This is a genomic window from Spirulina subsalsa PCC 9445, from assembly GCF_000314005.1.
Lineage (GTDB): Bacteria > Cyanobacteriota > Cyanobacteriia > Cyanobacteriales > Spirulinaceae > Spirulina_A > Spirulina_A subsalsa.
Window position 1 is genome coordinate 4,635,112 of record NZ_JH980292.1, and the last position, 18,375, is coordinate 4,653,486.

Consider the following 18,375-nt stretch of genomic DNA (forward strand, 5'->3'; position numbering starts at 1 on the left):
TGTCCCCTACAGGCTTAAACTTGTCAGTGAGAGTCTACTGGCAGTCGAGAGGTTTTTCGTGAAAAGAGTACTAGGGATCATATTAGGGGGCGGTGCAGGAACTCGCCTGTATCCTTTAACTAAACTACGGGCGAAACCCGCCGTACCCCTCGCCGGAAAATATCGTCTTATCGATATTCCCGTGAGTAACTGTATTAACTCAGACATTCAGAAAATCTACGTTTTAACCCAATTCAACTCAGCATCTCTTAACCGTCACTTAACCCGCGCCTATAATTTTTCGGCCATTAGTGACGGTTTTGTTGAGGTACTCGCGGCCCAACAAACCGCAGAAAATCCTCAATGGTTTCAAGGGACGGCTGATGCAGTACGCCAGTATCTTTGGTTGCTGCAAGAATGGGATGTAGATGAATATCTTATCCTCTCGGGAGATCACCTTTACCGGATGGATTATAGTCTGTTTATTCAACGTCACCGGGAAACCAATGCAGATATTACCCTATCTGTGATTCCCATTGATGAACGACGGGCTTCCAGCTTCGGTTTGATGAAAATTGATGATCACGGACGAGTCGTTGATTTCAGCGAAAAACCCAAAGGAGACGCATTAAAACAAATGCAGGTGGACACCACCACTTTAGGCTTAAATCCTGAAGAAGCACGACTCAAACCCTATATTGCTTCTATGGGGATTTACGTCTTCAAAAAAGACGTTTTGTGTAAACTCCTAGAACAAAATCCCGAACAGACAGACTTCGGTAAAGAGATTTTGCCCGGTGCGGCGAAAGATCATAATATCCAAGCCTATTTGTTTGATGATTACTGGGAGGATATCGGAACCATTGAGGCTTTTTATGAAGCGAATTTAGCCTTAACCCAACAACCTCAACCCGCCTTTAGTTTTTACAACGAAAAATACCCCATCTACACCCGCGCCCGTTATCTTCCCCCCACCAAACTATTAGATAGTGAGGTGAAGGAGTCGATTATTGGCGAAGGTTGTATTCTCAAAGACTGTTTAATTAGTCATTCAGTTTTAGGGGTTCGGACAAGAGTAGAATCTGGGTGTAAAATTGAGGATACCCTAGTGATGGGGTCGGACTATTATGAACCCTTTGCCGAACGGGAAAAAAACAAACAAACGGGTAAAATTCCTATGGGCATCGGTGAAAAGTCAACCATTCGCCGAGCAATTGTGGATAAAAATGCCCGCATCGGTCGTGAGGTAATGATCCTCAATAAAGACCGGGTAGAAGAAGCGAATCGTGAAGATGAAGGGTTCTATATCCGCAGTGGGATTGTGGTCATCCTGAAAAATGCGATTATTCCCGATGGTACCGTAATTTAAAAAACTGTTTTTACTCAAAAATTAGACAGGGTGAGAATTACTCTCACCCTTTATTTTGGCTTATTTTAGGTTTTCAAGCTTGACGATTAATAATACCTTGGTCAAAAACGTTGCCGTCAGTGCCAATACCTTGAATCAGGATTTGATGGGGATAAACGGTATAAGCGGCAAAACTTAAACGTTCCGCAGCGTAGGCACTTTGAGGAATGCGGTTCACAATGGGACGCAGCCCAGCCCCTCCCCCACAAATCATATAAGTCGTGCCATTAACAGGGCGAATCCGCTCATAATGATGATCATGACCATTAATATAAAGTTGCACCCCATAAGTTTTAAATAAACCCGTGAGGGATTTTACCCAAGAGGCCTGATTAATGCCATAGTGACCCGAGGAATAGATTTGATGATGACCAAAAACCACTTTCCACGGGGCATCACTTTGTTTGAGGGCTTTTTCAATCCAAATCATTTGATTCGCCCAGTCTGCATTGTGGTTTGTATCAAGGGCGAAAAATTCTACATCGCCTTGACGGAAATTGTAATAACGACGACCCTGCATATTAAAGCCAGCATAGGCGACTTGAGGATCTCCGTTGTCGGTGCGGATGTCATGATTGCCTAAACAAGCATAAAATTTAACCCCTCGTTGTAGGAGAGGGGCGTAGGGGCGTTCAAAGACTTGCTCAATTTTCTCAATTTCGCCGTTGTTGTAGATATTATCTCCGGCCAGTACCACCAGGGGGTAGGCGTTTTGTTGATAATACTGGTGCATGACGTTGGCGACGGCGTACTGACCTTGAGCGCCTGTTCCGGTGTCTCCGACGGAGACGAAACGCATGAGGGGAGGATTAGAGGGGATTTGGCTGATTAAATTCGCCTCATGGGGGAGGGGGGCGTTGGCTTGAACGGGGGAACGGGAGATTTTGGCGATCGCCAAAGTTCCCAAACCGCTTACACTAGCCCAAAGTAGAAATTGACGGCGTTTCATGTTCATAATAAATCTTTAGCGTGAGCAACAATAAACCGCAGATTGTGCGGTAAATTTGTCCTTAAAGTGGCAGGTTTCTTGCCTGAATGTATCGCAAATTGGTTAAAGATGGGTTAATCGGTGGGGATTAGAAGAAAACGGCATGACACAAGACGATTCTAAACAAGCGGCAAATATATTTTCCTCTGAGGGGCAATCTCTCTCCAAAGCAGATACCCTCAAAGCTTTACGGGAGGTGATTGGGCAACTCGAAGGATTAGTAGAAAAACTCGACACCAGCGAACAAGGCGAATTAGCGGCCACTCGGGCCTTAAACAGTCTCATGGCCGGAGTAGACGCCCTCACCACTACCCTCGAAACCCCACCCCCCCCACCCGTCGCCCCCAGACCGCCGAAAGGAGATAATGATGAACCCTTAGAGGAAATTGTCAAGAATGAGCCGTCCTCGTCTGTTTCCGGGGCTTTAGAGGAAACAAACCGTCCGGGGGTGGTATCACAACAGGAAGAATTTCCCGAAGATTTGGATGATCTGATTGAAAAAATCCCCCCCAGTTTCTCGACAGTCCAGAAGGTTTGGGATTGGATTTTAGAAAAAGTGCGTCTTCTGTTGCCGGGGAGTTGGAATGAAAAGCTCTCGGATTGGGCATTAACGGGAATTATCAGCGCGACAGTGGTTTTAGTGCTGTTGTTGTCGGTGACGTGGGTATCTCGTTCCCCGTCGCCCCAAGTGGCGGAAAAACCCCCCGTTTCGGGAGTGGAACAACCGGAAACTCGCCCGAAATCCAGTCAGAATCTGCCCCCAGAAGTTAAGGCTCCCAGCCCTAAATCCCCCGTGGCTCCCTCTCCTGCTCCCATTGCGCCCCCCTCTCGTCCTTTACGTCTCAATCCTGAACAGAGTCTAATTGCGGCGATTCAAAATCAGGTGGCGGAAATTACGAATCAGTACGCAGAGGGGTTAATTCGGTCGATTGAGGCCGATTTTCTGGGCAGTCAGTTAATTGTGGCGGTGGGGGATGAGTGGTATAGCTTACCCGAGAAACGACAAAATCAGTTAGCGGATGAAATGTTTGCCCGTTCCCGGACGTTGGATTTCAAGAAAATTGAGTTATACGATGGGGAGGGGGTGTTATTAGCCCGGAGTCCGGTGGTTGGCGATGAGATGGTGATTTTAAGACGATCTAATGATTGAGGAGTGTGGGGAATAGGGAATAGGTAATAGATATCTCCCCCTTTCCCCTGCTCCCCTGCTCCCCTGTTCCCTCTCCCCCCCTGCTCCCTATCCCCTATTAACCATGATCTGGAAAACCCTTCGACAAAAATACTCCCATCTCCTCATTCAAGGAATGTTGTTAATCGTACTTGTGCTGTCTGGACTTCTGTTCCACTCTCTCCCGAGTCATGCTGAATCGGCTCCCACTGGAGAGCGCCTGTTTAATTACTATTGCGCGGGATGCCATGCCGGAGGGGGAAATATTGTCCGACGGGGGAAAACTCTAAAATTGCGCGCCCTCGAACGGAATCATGTTGAGACAATCGAAGCTATTGTTGAATTAGTGACTAATGGAAAGGCTAATATGTCCGCGTTTGGCGATCGCCTCACCCCCGAACAAATCCAAACCGTCTCCCGCTACGTCCTCGAACAAGCCCAAAACAACTGGAGTTGAACCTCCCATCGCTGAAAGCGAGGGATTCCCATATAGACTCTTATCTAGACCGAAGTCCCCGACAGAACGCCATGACTGGGCTGTTTGACCACGGGCGCACCGACCGCAGTTAATCCACGCTGTTTTACTATCAATAAAAGAAAAAGCCCTGGAGTGTCATCTCCAGAGCCTTACCAGGGTGCATCTACCATTCCAATCTTCTGGAAGTCACCCCACCATCCGGACAAGTCCTCAAAAAATTTTTCGTTCCCTGTTATGCTCCCTTCAATGCCCCTATCCCCCGCCGTCTATATCATCGGAGCCGGCCCGGGAGATCCTGATTTAATCACCCTCAAAGGTTACCGCATCCTACAACAAGCCGATGTGATCATTTATGCCAACTCCCTCATTCCCCGGCAAATGTTGCGGGATGTGCGTTCCGATGCGGAATTAGTCCCCACCGGACATCAAACTCTTGAGCAAATGATCCCTCTGATGATTGACCGGGTGCGTTCTGGTTGTTCTGTGGTTCGTCTCCACTCTGGGGATCTCACCCTTTACAGCACCATCTACGAGCAAATTCAAGCCCTCCTCGCGGCGGAGATTCCCTTTGAACTGATCCCCGGTATTAGTGTGTTTCAAGCGGCGGCGGCTAAATTGGGGGCAGAGTTAACTATTCCTGAATTAGTGCAAACGATCATCCTCACTCGGATCAGTGGTCGCGCTTCAGCCGTGCCGAAAGCCGAAGAATTAGCGAGTTTAGCGGCCCATCAGGCCAGTTTATGCCTTTACCTTGCCGCCCGTCATGTGGAGGCGGCCCAAGGGCAATTACTAGAACATTATCCTCCCGATACCCCTGTAGCGATTTGTTTCCGTGTGGGTTGGCCTGATGAGCAGTTTTGGCTGGTGTCGTTGCAGGATATGGCACGGGTGACGAGGGAGCAAGAATTAACTCGCACGACTCTGTACTTGATTAGTCCGGCTTTGGGGGTTTTGGAGCAAGGGGTAAGTACAGAAAAGGGGAGGCGATCGCGTCTTTACCATCCCACACACAGCCATCTGTTCCGAAAACGGGAATCGGGAATCGGGAATTAATTATCCCATACCCGGTAATAAGTTCTTTTTCAAGACTTGTATCACCCGATCAGTCACATCAGAATAGGTCAAACGACCTGCGAGAATGCGACTCATTAATAGGGCGGCTGTGGGACGTTTCAGGGCGACTTTGTAGGCAATTTTGGGGAACTTGTAGAACAAACCGGATAATTTTTGGGCTAACGCCATATTAGTCCCCCATTCCTCTTGGATCACTTGGCTATAGTTGGCCAGGGCGTTACTGTCTCCGGTGAGGGCGGCAGAGATGGCCTCGGCCGCTTTCGTGCCACTGTAGAGGGCGGGGCGAATGCCTTCGGCAATCAGAGGATCGACTAATCCGGCTGCTTCTCCGGCCAGTAGGGCGTTTTGGGCGTGGAGGGGTTTGGGTTCAGACCAGATCATGAGAGGATAATCATGGGTCTGGTGGGGGCCATCCTGTAAGCCTAACTCTTGAATATATTCGGTGATGGCAAATTGGAGGTCTTGGGGTTTATTTTTTCCGGCGATCGCACAAGCACTCACCACATAACTTTCGGCTTGGGGAAATGACCAGATAAAGCCGTTTTTAATCGACCCGAAATCAAACTGCGCGATCGCCGGATCCCTCGGAGGACAACCCACTTCTACCATCGCCGCCGCTACCGTCTTCCCGGCCGAAAAGCCCAACAACTTGGCACAAACCCCTTTTACCCCATCCGCCCCAAGCAAATAGGTTCCCTCTACCGTCCCCTGATTCGTCGTTACTTGCCAACGGGATCCATCAAAACTTAACCCCTCCACAGACGTTCCATCTTGAATTTTTGCCCCTTGCGCCTCAGCCTGTTGTAACAAAAAATGATCAAAAGCATCTCGTTTGACCATCCACATCGGTTCCGTTTTCAACTGAGAAGACACCGGATCATCAAACTGCCAAGTATAGCGAACCTGAGTCACCTGAGCCGTAATTACCGGACTAAAATCAAAATCAAACCACTGGGCAACGGCCGGAGAAACCCCACCGCCACAGGGCTTAAACCGGGGTAAGGTTTCTTTTTCTAACAACAAGACGGAATGGCCGCGTTTGGCCAAATGATAAGCCGCCGCGCCCCCTGCGGGGCCTCCACCAACAATAATACAGTCAACCATGTTTATCCTTTGTTTAGGCTCAAATCACGCCACATTTCACAACGTTAGCAAGGGGAAGGGGGACGGGTGTATTTTCACTAAATGGTCATAATATCCTTCTCTTTGACCTTCAATAATTCATCGACCTTAGCGGTGTACTTATCCGTCAGCTTTTGAATGGCCTCCTGTAAGTCCCGGGATTCATCTTCCGAGACATCATGACTTTTCTCCTGTTTGCGCACAGAGTCAATGGCATCCCGGCGAATATTCCGGATAGCCACCTTGCCCTCTTCCGCCAGTTTACCCGCTTGTTTCACTAATTCCTGACGGCGTTCACTGGTCAGGGGGGGAATATTTAAGCGAATAACCTGACCGTCATTGTTGGGCGTTAAGCCTAAATCTGATAGACTAATAGCCTTTTCAATAGCGGCCATGCTGCCCTTATCGTAGGGCTGAATTAGAATCGTTGTCGCCTCCGGGGTGCTGATATTGGCCAAGGCTTTGAGGGGAGTTTCGGCTCCGTAATATTCCACTGTAATCCGGTCGAGTAAACTAGCATTAGCGCGTCCGGTGCGAATGGTATTAAAAGACCGTTGAGTTGCCTCAATGGTTTTGGTCATTAAATTTTCGACTTCAGTTAATTTCACAAAAACCTCCTACTATAGTCCCAATGTTTTCACCCTTAACGGATCGGACAATATTTCCCGGAACCGATAGGTTAAAAACCACAATGGGGATGTTGTTTTCTTTACAGAGGGCGATCGCCGTGCCATCCATCACCCTTAAATCGTTACTCAGAACATGACTATAGGTTAAGCTGGTATAGCGTTTGGCTTCGGGATTTACATGGGGGTCTGAATCATACACCCCGTCAACCTTAGTGGCTTTAAAAATTACCTCCGCGTCAATTTCGGCAGCGCGTAAGGCGGCCGTGGTATCGGTGGTAAAAAAGGGATTCCCCGAACCCGCGCCAAAAATCACCACTCGCCCATATTCCAGGTGACGAATGGCGCGCCGTCGGATATAGGGTTCTGCCACTTCCTGCATGGCGATCGCGGTTTGAACCCGAGTGGCGATCCCAATCTGTTCGAGGGCATCCTGTAAGGTGATAGCATTCATCACCGTTGCAATCATGCCCACATAATCGGCTGTTGCCCGATCCATCCCGGCGGATGCGGCTTTCACCCCTCGGAAGATGTTCCCACCTCCCACCACGATGGCGACTTGTACGCCAATTTTGACCACTTCTGAGATTTCCTGAGCGATATCTGCAACCACCTTTGGATCGATCCCGTACCCCAGATCCCCCATTAAGGCTTCACCACTCAATTTAAGTAAAACCCGCCGATAAGTCATCGGTTCTCTGCAACTCGCTATATATACTTGCCTCAATTACGATAGCAGGTTTTTGTCCCCTGTTCGGCCTCTTGCGGGGGGACTTGACCCGTTAGGCTTCTCGCCATTTCAGGGAACAGCCGATCACCTCGGTAAATTCTGGTGCGATCGCCTCCCCGGTCAATAAGCGTTTAATATTCTCCCGGAAATAAGCCTCTGTCACCTTGTCCGCCGATTCAGCGTAGTTATCAATCGCCCCTTGATAACGAATTTTACCCGCCGCGTCTAGGAGAAACACCTCCGGGGTTTTCGTTGCCCCAAAGGCCAGCGCCACATCCTGACTGGGATCCCGCAAGTAGGGAAAATTCAGTTGCTGTTGGGCGCTGAACCATTTCATCCGTTCAAAACTATCTTCGGGTACTTGGGCGGCATCATTGGCATTAATCCCCATTAGAGTAAATCCTTGGGAACTAAACTCCGTCTGAATTTGTTTTAACCGTTCCAGATATAAACCCACAAAGGGGCAATGGTTACACATAAACACCACCCCCACCCCGTTCAACTGCTCCCGATAACGGGTCAGGTGATACACTTCCCCATCAATACCCGGTAGTTCAAAATCCGGGGCATATTGACCAATCATTCCCCTTGGTGTTTCTGTGACCATGTTGGATTCACCTCAATAGCATTTAATGTCCAGATTAAAGACCCGTGAATTCTCCCCATCATAGGGCTTAACCCACCGTTTCCCCCGACTCACCTTTCTGATTTAACTCATCTTCTAACATATCCTCATAGATGGCGGGTAAATAACGGCTCATGGAATTGGTTTCAATACCATAGCCTAAACTCGTCCAAGTTCCCGATAACAGGCGCAAAACCTCCTCAATTTTGCCCTCTCGCAGTAGTTTAGCAATATCTGTCCCTCCCCAAGCTTGGGGATCACTTAACCACTGGTAAACCACCACATCTTGATATTGAGGTTCAAAACTGTAGTTTTTCCAGAGCAAAAAGCCCGACGGTTCAGGGTGATAGCGTTCCGCCTTTTCGTACCAAGTGATATTAATGAACTGGTAGCGTCCCGCCGCCGTTGTGCAGTTGCCCACATTGGGGCCGACCACAATGGGAACACAGCGCTCAGGATGACGGCTAAGATCCTGAATATGCTCCCCCCCATATAAGACAGTATAGGGATGGGTTACATTAGCTTCACTGGCTGTAATCGTGCGCATTAATGCCCGAATATAGGGATCCCCCCCTTCCATAACCAGAGGTTGGGTTCCCCGTCCATGACGGGGAGCAACGGAACGGGGGGCGGGTTCCGGTTGAAGAATAAAAACGGCAAATAATAACCCGGCTAGGCCAAGAAAGTTTCCCACCAGGATTAAAGGGTTGGTTATATATTTGGGCATTGGATGGACTGAATTCATGGGAAACTTCATTCCTCAAACAACACGGCTAAACAGTTGCTCCCAATTTTGGGAGGGTGCGTCAGCTTGAGTGATGATTTCTACAATCTTCTGACGCGCTTTTTCTGAAAAAAGAGCTTCTACGGCTACCTCGGCCACTTTTCGCCGGGGAATACGTCCCTCAAAGAGGGTGTCGGCGCTTTGCATGATTAGACCTTCGGAGGTGTCATAATCCAACAGTCCTCCCGGTCGAACTATAGTATAAGGGATCTGACTTTGTTGTAAGGCTTCCTCAGCCAGTTTTTTCCAGTACAACACGAACCAGAAGAGGTTAAGGGGGTGGAAAAATTGGGAGACACAGAGGGAAGACACTAGAACAAAGTGATCCAGTTTGTGACGTTGAGCAAGGGTGATCAGGTTTTTTGTGCCTTCGTAGTCCACCCGATAGGGTTGGGTAAAGTCGAGGGAGGGGGTGGCTCCAGTGGCACAGAGGAGAACATTACAGGAGGCGATCGCCTTTTCCCACGTTTCGGGCTGCAACACATCCCCCACCACCAATTCCACCGAAGACGGCAGCACCTCTTGCCCTTTCTCCAAACTGCGGACTAAGGCCACCACCGGAATCTCTTTTTCTGTTAACACTTCTACAATCTGTTTTCCGGTTCGTCCGGTTGCTCCGGCGACAAACGCTTTGATCGTCATATACTACTTACTAATTTTGTGATCTGTTAACAATGTACCAAGATCGGCCTCAGTGCTGTCCCCATACCACGGTGGCAGAATCTAATCTGTGATGGGTGTGGAGAGGATGGTAACAGGAACGGGAACATTAACAAGAGGGTTTTAAGGATTCGGTGATAAAGATCAAAGCCAGCTTTTAAAGGGTTGAGCTAAAATCACCCTACGAGCCAAATTAGTAAACCCCAGAATCTCCCTCACTGAATTGTTTTCGAGTTTAAGGGGGAGCCTCAACGCCACTGTAAACCATGCCCAAGGGTGTTTTATGTTATCTAATTTTAGAAATCATCATGCCGTGAATCAATCTAGTTTTTCTCCAGACTTCAATCCTGTGGCAATGGAAACCAATCCCTCTTCAGAGGAGATTGAGGACACCAATTATGACCCCTTCACCTTTGAAACCCACTTTCATGGGGGTATGGGAATGTATGATTCCCCCCAAGTCGTGGCTGAATATTTAGATGCTCATGAAGGATGGTTTACACGCTGCGCTAAACCCATGACGGCGGAACCTTTCGGGGTAAATGGGTATGTCTTGACAATTGGGCGGTTTGGTGCATTCGGCTATGAGGTGGAACCCAAAATGGGCGTTGTGCTAGCCCCACCGGAGAACCAAATTTATGATATGTATAGCGTTCCCGTACCGGACTATACGCCTCCGGGCTACGATGTGGATTATTTCGCCTCCATGCGTTTAGCAGAAGTCGCTGGGGTAGCGGTGCCTTGGAATCAACATTATCCCGAGGATGCTGTATTAACTCAAGTGACGTGGCATCTCCATCTCAAGGTTATGATTGAATTTCCCAAGTTTATCTATAAATTTCCTCGTCCCTTGTTGCAGAATACGGGGGATCGTCTCCTAGCACAAATTGTCCGGCAAATCTCCCCCCGTTTAACCTATAAAGTCCAAAGTGATTTTCATAAACGTTTAGGTTTGCCGTTACCCCCGAAACAATCTCGTTATTTACTCCGTTTAGGGGAAACAATGGGGGAAGAAGAGGAAAGGGAAGGGAATTCAGGGACTTTAAGCGATAATTCAGATAATTCAGATAATATGGATCTGAGTTAACCCTCCTTCGTTACCCAAGAAACTCAGGCAGGAGAGTATGTCAAAGCCGAAGTTTAACGGTGAGACTGAACGGTGAGACTGTTGGATAATCTAGAGTCTGATGCTCCTCTCCCAGTCTGCTCTCGTGGTTGCTGTATTCTATGCAGGAAATCTTTGGGGCGACTCAAAGAATCTCCCTGCACACCCGTTAGGGGTGCTGGGAGAAGATGTCAACGTCATCTACTCAACACATCATGGTAAGCCGCAAAGTCCTAATCATTGATGAAAACCACGAAATGAGGACGCAACTTCGGACATTGTTACCGAAAGGCAATTACGAGATTCAAGAAGCTGGGGATGGAGAGGAGGGGTTATCCTTGATCTATCAGGAGGGGGCTTTGATTCGCTTCATTATTTTGGAGGTGAATCTCCCACAGTTGAATGGCTGGGATCTGATTGAACGGACTCAAGGCGATCGCACCCTAGAACGCATCCCCATGGTGTTAATTGGTCGCAATGCTACCCCTCCCGAAGGTTTAGCCTTAGACTCTCGCCCCATTGTCCTACTGCAAAAACCCTTTAGTAAAGGCCAACTCAAGGCCGCCGTAAAGTCTGCTGTCCATCAAGCTAAAGCCCTGAAAACCGCCGATCGACTGGAACAGCCCTCCGACTCTGCCCCCACCCCCTCCACCCCGTCAGAGGAGGTGATGGCGATGCCTGCTGCCCCAACGGAGGAAATCAACGCCCCCTCAGATAGCCTCGATTTTGATTTTGATCTTCCCGAAACGCCCCTAGAATCGTCTTCCTTACCCTTGGATTCTGTAGTTCTCCCCCCAGAAGTCCCCCTCACCGAACCGGAAACTCCCGATTTTGATGATCCCGACAATCCCTTTGGGGAGTTAGAACAGTTTGGGGATTTTATGGCTCAATTGCCCCAAGAATTCAGCCAATTTGGTTCAGAATTAGCACCGGATGAACTGGCAGAATTAGCAGATTTAGCCCGGCGTTCTCTGGATTTAGAATTTGGTTCTGACCAAGATTCAGAAGATGATGATCCTAATGTCACACCGTTAGATAATTACACAACTTCAGAGGAAGATACAGGGGCCATTCCCGCCCCACCCCCGGATAGTCCTTTTTTGACTTCGCCCCCTTTGTCAGACAGTACCGCCACAAGCGGGGAATTTGCTAATCCTTTTGCTGGCAATGATCAGAGTTTATCTACTCCGAGCTTAGATGAGATTCCTGATGATTTATTTAGTCCGTTTGATGGGGAAAATGATGTTTTAGATTTAGATGAGGTGGGTTCAGAATTTCTTAATTTTCCCTTGACAAATGAGCTTGTTAGTGATAAAGATTCGGCGCAAGAACAAGGGGGAACTGGGGGAAATTTAGGGGCAGCAAACGACCTGAATTTAGATGCCATTGATTTGGATCAAACTGTTTTAGAGGATCAGCAACCCCTACCCGCCGATTTTTTAAACCTACCGCGAGAAGAGGAAGAAAGCGAATCATCAAGGAGAAAAACGGGGATTGGGATTAGCTTTGATGCGGATGGGGTAGAAGTAGACTTTGGAAATGTAAATATTGACTCTGTACAAATTGAATCTACGGAAGGATTTAGTTTAAGTCCAGAAGAGGAGGAAGAAACAGAGGAAAGTTATGGAGTCCATGACATTGTTTTAGAGGAAGACACCCAAACCAATCGTCAAGGGACGCTCATTCAATCTCAAGTGACATTAGGGGGACTGGATGACCTGATGATGCGTTGGCAGAGTGCTATTGAGGCGGAACGCTTGGGGGCATTAAAGGACGCATTTAATTATGGAGAGGATGGGTATCGTTTAGTGATTAATGCGGTGAAAGAAGAGTCGGGGATTATTCAAGAAACCGCCGAAAAACTAATCATTGAAAACCTGAAAAATCCCCAGCGTTACTTGCCCATGGTGATTGAGCAAAGTGACTGGTTACAGATGGAATGTCTCCATACTTTGGTGGGTCATACTTATTGGGTGCAAGCGTTGACGTTAACTCCCGATGGTCGTTATGCGGTGAGTGGGAGTAAGGACAGCACGATTAAGATTTGGGATATTTTAACCGGGCGAGAAGTGCGGACGTTGGTGGGTCATGAGTCGGCGGTGTTGTCCATTGCGGTGACACCAGAAGGCGATCGCATTGTCAGCAGTAGCACCGACGACACCATTAAAATCTGGGAGTTTGACAGTGGGGAAGAAATCCGCACCATTAGCAGCGACTCCCACAAAATCTATGCTTTAACCGTGAGTCCTGATGGAAAAACCGTCGTCAGTGCGAGCGCGGAAAATACCATCAAACCCACCTTTGATTTTAGTTTAGAAGAAATGCTCAGTCGCCTGCCCATGCAGAGTGTCCCCCTGGTGTTATTTATTCTCACCCTATTACGACGCACCCCCGCCATTAAAATCTGGGATCTTGACAGTGGGGAAGAAAAAGGGAGCTTGATGGGCTATTCTCGGGGGGTGACAGATTTAGTGATTAGTCCGAAAGGCGATCGCGTGGTGAGTGGCAGTCGGGATCAAACCTTGAAAATCTGGGACTTGAAAACCGGGAAATTTCTCAACACCCTCCTGGGTCATACCGACGAAATTCGTTCCGTCTGTATTACCCCGAACGGCGAAAATATTATTAGTGGCAGTCGCGATCGCACGATTAAAATTTGGGATCTCAAAACAGGTCACGTTTTACGCACCCTGCGCGGCCATAATCAATCTGTCACCTCCGTAGCCATTAGTGGAGACGGCAAAACGATTATTAGCGGCAGTCGGGATAACACCGTGAAAATTTGGGACTTCCAAACCGGACAATATATTCATACCCTAATGGGACATACGGATTTAGTCCGCGCTGTAGCCGTCAGTTCTAACGGCAAAACCATTGTCAGTGGCGGTCGAGACAATACAATCAAAGTATGGAAATACATTTCCCATTCCTAGGGGCGGGTTGCCCAATTGCGAGATGAATCTAGTCTGCCATCCTATCCGCTCACCCTGCCCACACACAATCAGGTAAGGCTTTTAAGAGGTAAACATGGCTAATCGAGTTCTCATCGCGGATGATAATAGTGCAATGCGCATTGCAATTCGGGAAATGTTACCGGGGGGGAAATTTGAAGTAGTCGAGGCCGTCGATGGTAAAGCGGCACTAGCCACCATCAAAGAAGAACACGAAAACCTACGCCTGATTATTCTTAAATACGCTTTGCCCCAGATTGAAGGCTGGAAAATCCTGCAAAAAGCCCAAATGCACCCCAAACTCCAAAACATCCCGATGGTGTTAGTGGCTACCGAAAAAGATCCCGTTGCCCAAAAATTAGCCGATGTTTTAGACTACTGCGCCGTTGTTACCCCGCCCTTTGAGCGCAAAACGTTCCAGAAAGCGATTAAATCTGCGATCGCCAACGCCCAACGCCCTCGCACCCCTCAAGACCAACCTAAAGCCCAACCTAAAGCCCAACCTAAAGCCCAAAAAGCCCCCACTCCCCAAGCCAAAGCCAAAGGAAACCCCGATGATGTCGCTACCCTAATCAGCGCCCACCCTGAACCCCATCCCGTCAGTCCCCCACCCTCTCCAGTTGCCCCGGAATCCGAATCCATCCCCATCCCGGACAATGGCGCTCACCCCGTCCATTCTCCCTTAGAATTCCTCCCTCCCGGTACTCCCATCCCCTACGAATTTTTCGACTGTGTACAAACCAACGGCAACCGCCGCCAAGCCTATGGTGTTCAAGATATTGCCATGAGTCCCGATGGCCTCACCTTTTACACCTGCGGCGAAAACAGTTATATCAGCCGTTGGGAACTAGCCACCTTGAGCAAAATTGAGCAATTTAGCCTCTACTCCAAAGGCGCTCACTGTATTACGGTGAGTCCTGATGGTAGTACCGTTATCAGTGGCGCTCACAATAGCAACCTCAAACTCTGGAATATTATGACCGGGGAACTCCTCGACACCCTCAGTGATCAGTCGATGGGGATTAATAGTTTAGCAATTACCCCCGATGGGCAAATTATTATTAGCAGTTCCGCCCACAGTAATATTAAACTCTGGGACTTCACCACGGGGGAATTGTTGGGACCGCTTAATGATCAATCTATGGCGGTGACATCGGTAGTGATTTCTTCTGATGGTTCAACGGTGTTCACTGGATCCCACGACAGTAATATTAAGTTCTGGGACTTTGCGACGGGGGAATTGTTGGGGCCGTTAAATGTTAAATCCTTCCGAGTCACAACCCTTGCTTTAACCCCAGATAATCAATGTATTGTGAGTGGGGATGAACAAGGGATTATTAATATTACTCGTTTGGATACGGGGGAAAATTTACGCACCTTAAAAGCCCACCAAACGGCTGTTAATGGGGTAGCTGTGAGTCCTGATGGTTGGTGGATTGTCAGCGCGAGTGATACGGAAATTAAGCTTTGGGGCATTGCGGAGTAGGGGGAACAGGAAACCAACTCCCTGTAGGTTGGGTGGAACGCAGTGTAACCCAACATTGGGAGGATGTTAGGTTGCGCTTTTCCTGTGCCTAACCTACGCTAATCCCTCACTATCGGGTAATAAGTCGAGACGCAATGGGCTTTTTCGTGACAGGACTCGAAAGGACAACTGAAGTGCTGGTTTGCCCATACTGACTCAGTTTACCGATAATCTGTTCTAGGTGGGCGAGGGAAGAGGCGATCGCACGCACAACAAAGGAAGTGTTTCCCGTGACGTGATGACACTCCAGAATCTCCGGTAACTCCTGCATTAAGGCCGTCACTTGAGGATAATGTTCCGGGGAGGTGGTGAGTTGAATAAAGGCCAAAATCGGCAATCCCACAGCCCCCGGATTCAAGTCCGCCCCATACCCGGCTACAATGCCCGATTCTTCCAGCTTTCGCACTCGTTCGGTGACGGCCGGGGGCGATAGTCCTACTCGTCGCCCCAGTTCGGAAAAGGACAAGCGTGCATCTTTCTGTAAGGCTTCGAGGAGTTGCCAGTCTGTATAATCCAGTTGCATCTTCAATTTAAAAGCAATTTTTATATTATAGCTTAAACTTAGTGCATAAATCAAGAGTTTTGCTTAAATTTTCTCTTTATTTTCGCCTAATATTCCTTTAAATTAAAACTAAGCTTTTAAACCCACTCTCTTCACCATGTTACCTCTATTTTTACAAGGAATGGTCTTTGGATTTGCGATCGCCGCTCCCATCGGGGCCATTGGTTTTCTCTGCATTCAACGCACCCTCAACCATGGTCGTCTGATTGGCTTACTCTCTGGTTTAGGGGCCGCCACAGCCGACGGAATTTATGGCTGTATTGCCAGTTTAGGCCTCGGTTTGATGAATCCCCTCCTAGACCATCAAGGGCTGTTACGTCTCTTAGGGGGGCTGTTTCTAGTTTATTTAGGAGTCCAAACCTTCACCAGCAAACCCCCTTCTCCTGACCCAGAAACCCTCTCCGCGACGGCCTCCATGAATGGCTTCTTTGCCTACAGTTCCACGCTTTTTTTAACCCTGACAAATCCCTTGACAATTTTTTTCTTTTTGAGTATCTTTTCTGGGTTAGGGTTAGGAGAGCATCACCATTTTTTAACCGCTTTTCCTTTAATTTTGGGGGTTTTCACCGGGTCGGCGTTGTGGTGGTTATTGTTAAGTTCTGGGGTTAATCACTTACGCCACAAGGTTCTCTCTAACACCTTCACCGTGGACAAATTAAAATGGATTAATCGCTTGTCGGGGATTATTTTGATTAGTTTTGCTGTGATTCTGTTCTACAGCAATTTTGAATAGTTTGGGGTGGGGGTAATTCATGAGTTCCCCCAATCTGGCGACGTTCAATTTCTGAAGCATCAGCCATCTCCAAAAAAAGTTCGATCGCTTCTATTAAATTCGATCGCGCTTCTTCCACCGTGTCACCTTGACTCGCCAGATCAAGTTCCGGACACAAAGAAAAATATCCATCACCTTCTCTCTCAATAATTGCCGTTAACCGTCGAGTTTTTTGCATTTGATGATAATTCACAATCAGAAATCAAGTTAACTCACACTCAGATAAGCGTTGAGCAAAAACGGGCGCGTGTTTCCACCAAGACATCCCCCCCACCCAACGACGGGAGGGTAAATGACCGGGGGGGGCTTTGAGGTTAAACTGAAAATACTTGAGACTGTGGGGATCATGTAAAACCCAACCGAGGCGATCGCAAAATAAATTACATTGTCCCCCAACCTCCTCATAAATCGCCGCCTGAACCCGAAATCCAAACAGTCCCTGACTCGCTTCATACCAAAACAGATCAATGGCCTGCAAATCCCCACAAGGTAAACGCGCTAAATCACTATTCGATAAATAAGCACCCTCCCGTTTACCCGATAACTCACACAAAATCCGCCAAGTCTCATCATCGGCCGCTTGCCAGCGTTTGCGTTTTAAGAGGTCTTGTAACCCATTGTAATCAATCACAATAGGTTCTCGATCCACCTCTTGCAAGGCCTGAAATAGAGGACTCGGAGTCATACTTTCTTGACGCGGCATTAACTGTAAAGAGTCCTCCTCTTGTTCCTGTGTTTCTTCTCGGGAAATTGCTACGGTGGGCTGATTGGGGTCGGTGACAGGACGGGAAATAAAAGTCGAGGCAGGGGAACCTGTGACGAGAGGAGAGGACGTTAGGGGAGGGGGAGGGGGAGGTTTGCGTGTAGGTCGTCCCAGTAATTTTAACAGAGCCTCAGCCGACTGCACCCGTTGACGAAGGGAGGGCGAAATCATCAGGTTTAACACCTTATTGAGTTTAGGACTAATGGTGGTATCTGGGCTTAAAAACTTGCGCCATTCCCAACGTTCATTTAGCACATCAAACATCGCTTCGGGAGAGACTCCCGTGAGTAGGTGGAGACAAGTCACCCCTAAACTAAATAAATCACTAGCGGGTAACACTTTACCCCGCAATTGTTCAGGAGCCATAAATCCGGGGGTGCCGATAATCGTTGCTCCTCCCATGATGGCCGTTTGGGTCAACATTCGCGCTACCCCAAAGTCAATCAAGACAAAACGGCGATCGCTTTTTCGCCACATAATATTCTCCGGTTTAATATCCCGGTGAATTACATTCCGTTCATGGATATATTGCAAAACAGGCAACAAATCCCGCAAAAGTCGCCAAATCTGAGCCTCTTTATCCCGGACTCGTTGCCATAACTTGGCTGAAATGACCTGTCCCTCAATGAATTCCTGCACCAAATAGAGACGGTTTTCTACCTCAAAATAAGCCAAAAGGGTGGGAATTTGGGGATGCTGACCCAACTCACTCAAACGCACAGCTTCTTGAGCAAATAATTCCTTCGCTTTCTTCAGTACAGCCGGACTCGCCTGTTGTAGATACAATTGTTTAATCGCACAGGGAGGATGTTGAGGTAAATGTTCATCCACCCCCAAAAACGTCCGACCGAAACCCCCTTGACCTAATAATTTAACCGCGTGGTATCGTTCTTTTAGCAGGAGTGCCGCCCCACAAGTCTCACAACTCGGGCTGAGATTGCTATTATGGGGTTTAGAACAGCTTGGATTAAGGCAATAAACCATAATGGGGCTAGGTACAGGCGTTTATTCAAGTATAAATTGAGTAGGGTTGGAAATTGTCCATTGAAATCTTG

18 protein-coding genes are annotated in these 18,375 nt (G+C 48.2%); 8 read left to right on the forward strand and 10 right to left on the reverse strand.

Annotated features, from left to right (window positions below; genetic code table 11):
• The first annotated feature begins 58 nt into the window (after positions 1-58).
• Positions 59-1,348: a glucose-1-phosphate adenylyltransferase gene (locus SPI9445_RS0121100; protein WP_017306779.1), complete on the forward strand. Its 1,290-nt coding sequence runs from the start codon at positions 59-61 to the stop codon at positions 1,346-1,348.
• A gap of 73 nt (positions 1,349-1,421) precedes the next feature.
• Here the strand turns inward: SPI9445_RS0121100 and SPI9445_RS0121105 are convergent, their stop codons facing one another.
• Positions 1,422-2,342 carry a metallophosphoesterase gene (locus SPI9445_RS0121105; RefSeq protein WP_017306780.1) on the reverse strand — a complete coding sequence of 307 codons (921 nt, stop codon included), beginning with the start codon at positions 2,340-2,342 and terminating at the stop codon, positions 1,422-1,424.
• 136 nt (positions 2,343-2,478) lie between these two features.
• On the opposite strand from SPI9445_RS0121105, the gene SPI9445_RS27890 reads away from it, so the two are divergent.
• From SPI9445_RS27890 to cobM, 3 genes are all read left to right on the forward strand, one after another.
• The gene (locus SPI9445_RS27890) at positions 2,479-3,525 is read left to right on the forward strand and encodes a hypothetical protein (RefSeq protein ID WP_017306781.1); all 1,047 of its coding nucleotides are present in this window, start codon (positions 2,479-2,481) and stop codon (positions 3,523-3,525) included.
• A gap of 103 nt (positions 3,526-3,628) precedes the next feature.
• Positions 3,629-4,000 (forward strand): c-type cytochrome, encoded by a 372-nt coding sequence (locus SPI9445_RS0121115; protein WP_202803743.1) that lies wholly within the window; start codon positions 3,629-3,631, stop codon positions 3,998-4,000.
• Between the two features lie 255 nt (positions 4,001-4,255).
• Entirely contained in the window at positions 4,256-5,074 is an 819-nt protein-coding gene (gene cobM, locus SPI9445_RS0121120) for a precorrin-4 C(11)-methyltransferase (protein WP_202803744.1), read from the forward strand.
• On the opposite strand, the gene SPI9445_RS0121125 is transcribed toward cobM, so the two are convergent.
• The 6 genes from SPI9445_RS0121125 to SPI9445_RS0121150 all read right to left on the reverse strand — a co-directional run bounded on the left by SPI9445_RS0121125 (position 5,075) and on the right by SPI9445_RS0121150 (position 9,618).
• Positions 5,075-6,199, reverse strand: coding sequence for an NAD(P)/FAD-dependent oxidoreductase (locus SPI9445_RS0121125; RefSeq protein ID WP_017306784.1), 1,125 nt, complete (start codon positions 6,197-6,199; stop codon positions 5,075-5,077). It lies immediately after the preceding gene.
• A gap of 77 nt (positions 6,200-6,276) precedes the next feature.
• Entirely contained in the window at positions 6,277-6,798 is a 522-nt protein-coding gene (gene frr, locus SPI9445_RS0121130; protein WP_420329832.1) for a ribosome recycling factor, read from the reverse strand.
• Positions 6,799-6,811: 13 nt separating this feature from the next.
• Positions 6,812-7,534 carry a UMP kinase gene (gene pyrH, locus SPI9445_RS0121135; protein WP_017306786.1) on the reverse strand — a complete coding sequence of 241 codons (723 nt, stop codon included), beginning with the start codon at positions 7,532-7,534 and terminating at the stop codon, positions 6,812-6,814.
• Between the two features lie 91 nt (positions 7,535-7,625).
• On the reverse strand, positions 7,626-8,180 hold the full coding sequence (locus SPI9445_RS0121140) for a thioredoxin family protein (protein ID WP_033374025.1): 555 nt from the start codon (positions 8,178-8,180) through the stop codon (positions 7,626-7,628).
• 67 nt (positions 8,181-8,247) lie between these two features.
• Entirely contained in the window at positions 8,248-8,925 is a 678-nt protein-coding gene (locus tag SPI9445_RS0121145; protein WP_017306788.1) for a glycoside hydrolase family 24 protein, read from the reverse strand.
• Positions 8,926-8,958: 33 nt separating this feature from the next.
• The gene (locus tag SPI9445_RS0121150; RefSeq protein ID WP_026079994.1) at positions 8,959-9,618 is read right to left on the reverse strand and encodes an SDR family oxidoreductase; all 660 of its coding nucleotides are present in this window, start codon (positions 9,616-9,618) and stop codon (positions 8,959-8,961) included.
• A 307-nt stretch (positions 9,619-9,925) separates the two neighbouring features.
• Here SPI9445_RS0121150 and SPI9445_RS26495 point away from each other — a divergent pair, with 307 nt between their 5' ends.
• The 3 genes from SPI9445_RS26495 to SPI9445_RS27895 all read left to right on the forward strand — a co-directional run bounded on the left by SPI9445_RS26495 (position 9,926) and on the right by SPI9445_RS27895 (position 15,184).
• The gene (locus tag SPI9445_RS26495; protein ID WP_017306790.1) at positions 9,926-10,729 is read left to right on the forward strand and encodes a DUF1997 domain-containing protein; all 804 of its coding nucleotides are present in this window, start codon (positions 9,926-9,928) and stop codon (positions 10,727-10,729) included.
• 233 nt (positions 10,730-10,962) lie between these two features.
• Positions 10,963-13,680 carry a response regulator gene (locus SPI9445_RS26500; RefSeq protein ID WP_017306791.1) on the forward strand — a complete coding sequence of 906 codons (2,718 nt, stop codon included), beginning with the start codon at positions 10,963-10,965 and terminating at the stop codon, positions 13,678-13,680.
• A gap of 94 nt (positions 13,681-13,774) precedes the next feature.
• The gene (locus SPI9445_RS27895) at positions 13,775-15,184 is read left to right on the forward strand and encodes a response regulator (protein ID WP_017306792.1); all 1,410 of its coding nucleotides are present in this window, start codon (positions 13,775-13,777) and stop codon (positions 15,182-15,184) included.
• Positions 15,185-15,293: 109 nt separating this feature from the next.
• Here the strand turns inward: SPI9445_RS27895 and SPI9445_RS0121170 are convergent, their stop codons facing one another.
• Positions 15,294-15,746, reverse strand: a complete 453-nt coding sequence (locus SPI9445_RS0121170) for an Lrp/AsnC family transcriptional regulator (RefSeq protein WP_017306793.1) — start codon at positions 15,744-15,746, stop codon at positions 15,294-15,296.
• 136 nt (positions 15,747-15,882) lie between these two features.
• Between SPI9445_RS0121170 and SPI9445_RS0121175 the strand changes: the two genes are divergently transcribed.
• Complete coding sequence (locus tag SPI9445_RS0121175) at positions 15,883-16,518, forward strand: LysE family translocator (RefSeq protein WP_017306794.1); 636 nt, start codon at positions 15,883-15,885, stop codon at positions 16,516-16,518.
• Here the strand turns inward: SPI9445_RS0121175 and SPI9445_RS26510 are convergent.
• Together SPI9445_RS26510 and SPI9445_RS0121185 are read right to left on the reverse strand one after the other, a co-directional pair.
• Positions 16,478-16,735, reverse strand: coding sequence for a type II toxin-antitoxin system HicB family antitoxin (locus SPI9445_RS26510; protein ID WP_017306795.1), 258 nt, complete (start codon positions 16,733-16,735; stop codon positions 16,478-16,480). The genes SPI9445_RS0121175 and SPI9445_RS26510 overlap by 41 nt on opposite strands.
• 24 nt (positions 16,736-16,759) lie before the next feature.
• Positions 16,760-18,304, reverse strand: a complete 1,545-nt coding sequence (locus SPI9445_RS0121185; RefSeq protein ID WP_017306796.1) for a serine/threonine-protein kinase — start codon at positions 18,302-18,304, stop codon at positions 16,760-16,762.
• Positions 18,305-18,375 lie beyond the last annotated feature (71 nt).

Coding starts and splice junctions, on each gene's coding strand:
- SPI9445_RS0121105 (WP_017306780.1), bottom strand. CDS start 2,342: ATGAACATGAAACGCCGTCAATTTCTACTTTGGGCTAGTGTAAGCGGT.
- SPI9445_RS27890 (WP_017306781.1), top strand. CDS start 2,479: ATGACACAAGACGATTCTAAACAAGCGGCAAATATATTTTCCTCTGAG.
- SPI9445_RS0121115 (WP_202803743.1), top strand. CDS start 3,629: ATGATCTGGAAAACCCTTCGACAAAAATACTCCCATCTCCTCATTCAA.
- cobM (WP_202803744.1), top strand. CDS start 4,256: ATGCTCCCTTCAATGCCCCTATCCCCCGCCGTCTATATCATCGGAGCC.
- SPI9445_RS0121125 (WP_017306784.1), bottom strand. CDS start 6,199: ATGGTTGACTGTATTATTGTTGGTGGAGGCCCCGCAGGGGGCGCGGCG.
- frr (WP_420329832.1), bottom strand. CDS start 6,798: ATGACCAAAACCATTGAGGCAACTCAACGGTCTTTTAATACCATTCGC.
- pyrH (WP_017306786.1), bottom strand. CDS start 7,534: ATGACTTATCGGCGGGTTTTACTTAAATTGAGTGGTGAAGCCTTAATG.
- SPI9445_RS0121140 (WP_033374025.1), bottom strand. CDS start 8,180: ATGGTCACAGAAACACCAAGGGGAATGATTGGTCAATATGCCCCGGAT.
- SPI9445_RS0121145 (WP_017306788.1), bottom strand. CDS start 8,925: ATGCCCAAATATATAACCAACCCTTTAATCCTGGTGGGAAACTTTCTT.
- SPI9445_RS26495 (WP_017306790.1), top strand. CDS start 9,926: ATGTTATCTAATTTTAGAAATCATCATGCCGTGAATCAATCTAGTTTT.
- SPI9445_RS26500 (WP_017306791.1), top strand. CDS start 10,963: ATGGTAAGCCGCAAAGTCCTAATCATTGATGAAAACCACGAAATGAGG.
- SPI9445_RS27895 (WP_017306792.1), top strand. CDS start 13,775: ATGGCTAATCGAGTTCTCATCGCGGATGATAATAGTGCAATGCGCATT.
- SPI9445_RS0121170 (WP_017306793.1), bottom strand. CDS start 15,746: ATGCAACTGGATTATACAGACTGGCAACTCCTCGAAGCCTTACAGAAA.
- SPI9445_RS0121175 (WP_017306794.1), top strand. CDS start 15,883: ATGTTACCTCTATTTTTACAAGGAATGGTCTTTGGATTTGCGATCGCC.
- SPI9445_RS26510 (WP_017306795.1), bottom strand. CDS start 16,735: ATGCAAAAAACTCGACGGTTAACGGCAATTATTGAGAGAGAAGGTGAT.
- SPI9445_RS0121185 (WP_017306796.1), bottom strand. CDS start 18,304: ATGGTTTATTGCCTTAATCCAAGCTGTTCTAAACCCCATAATAGCAAT.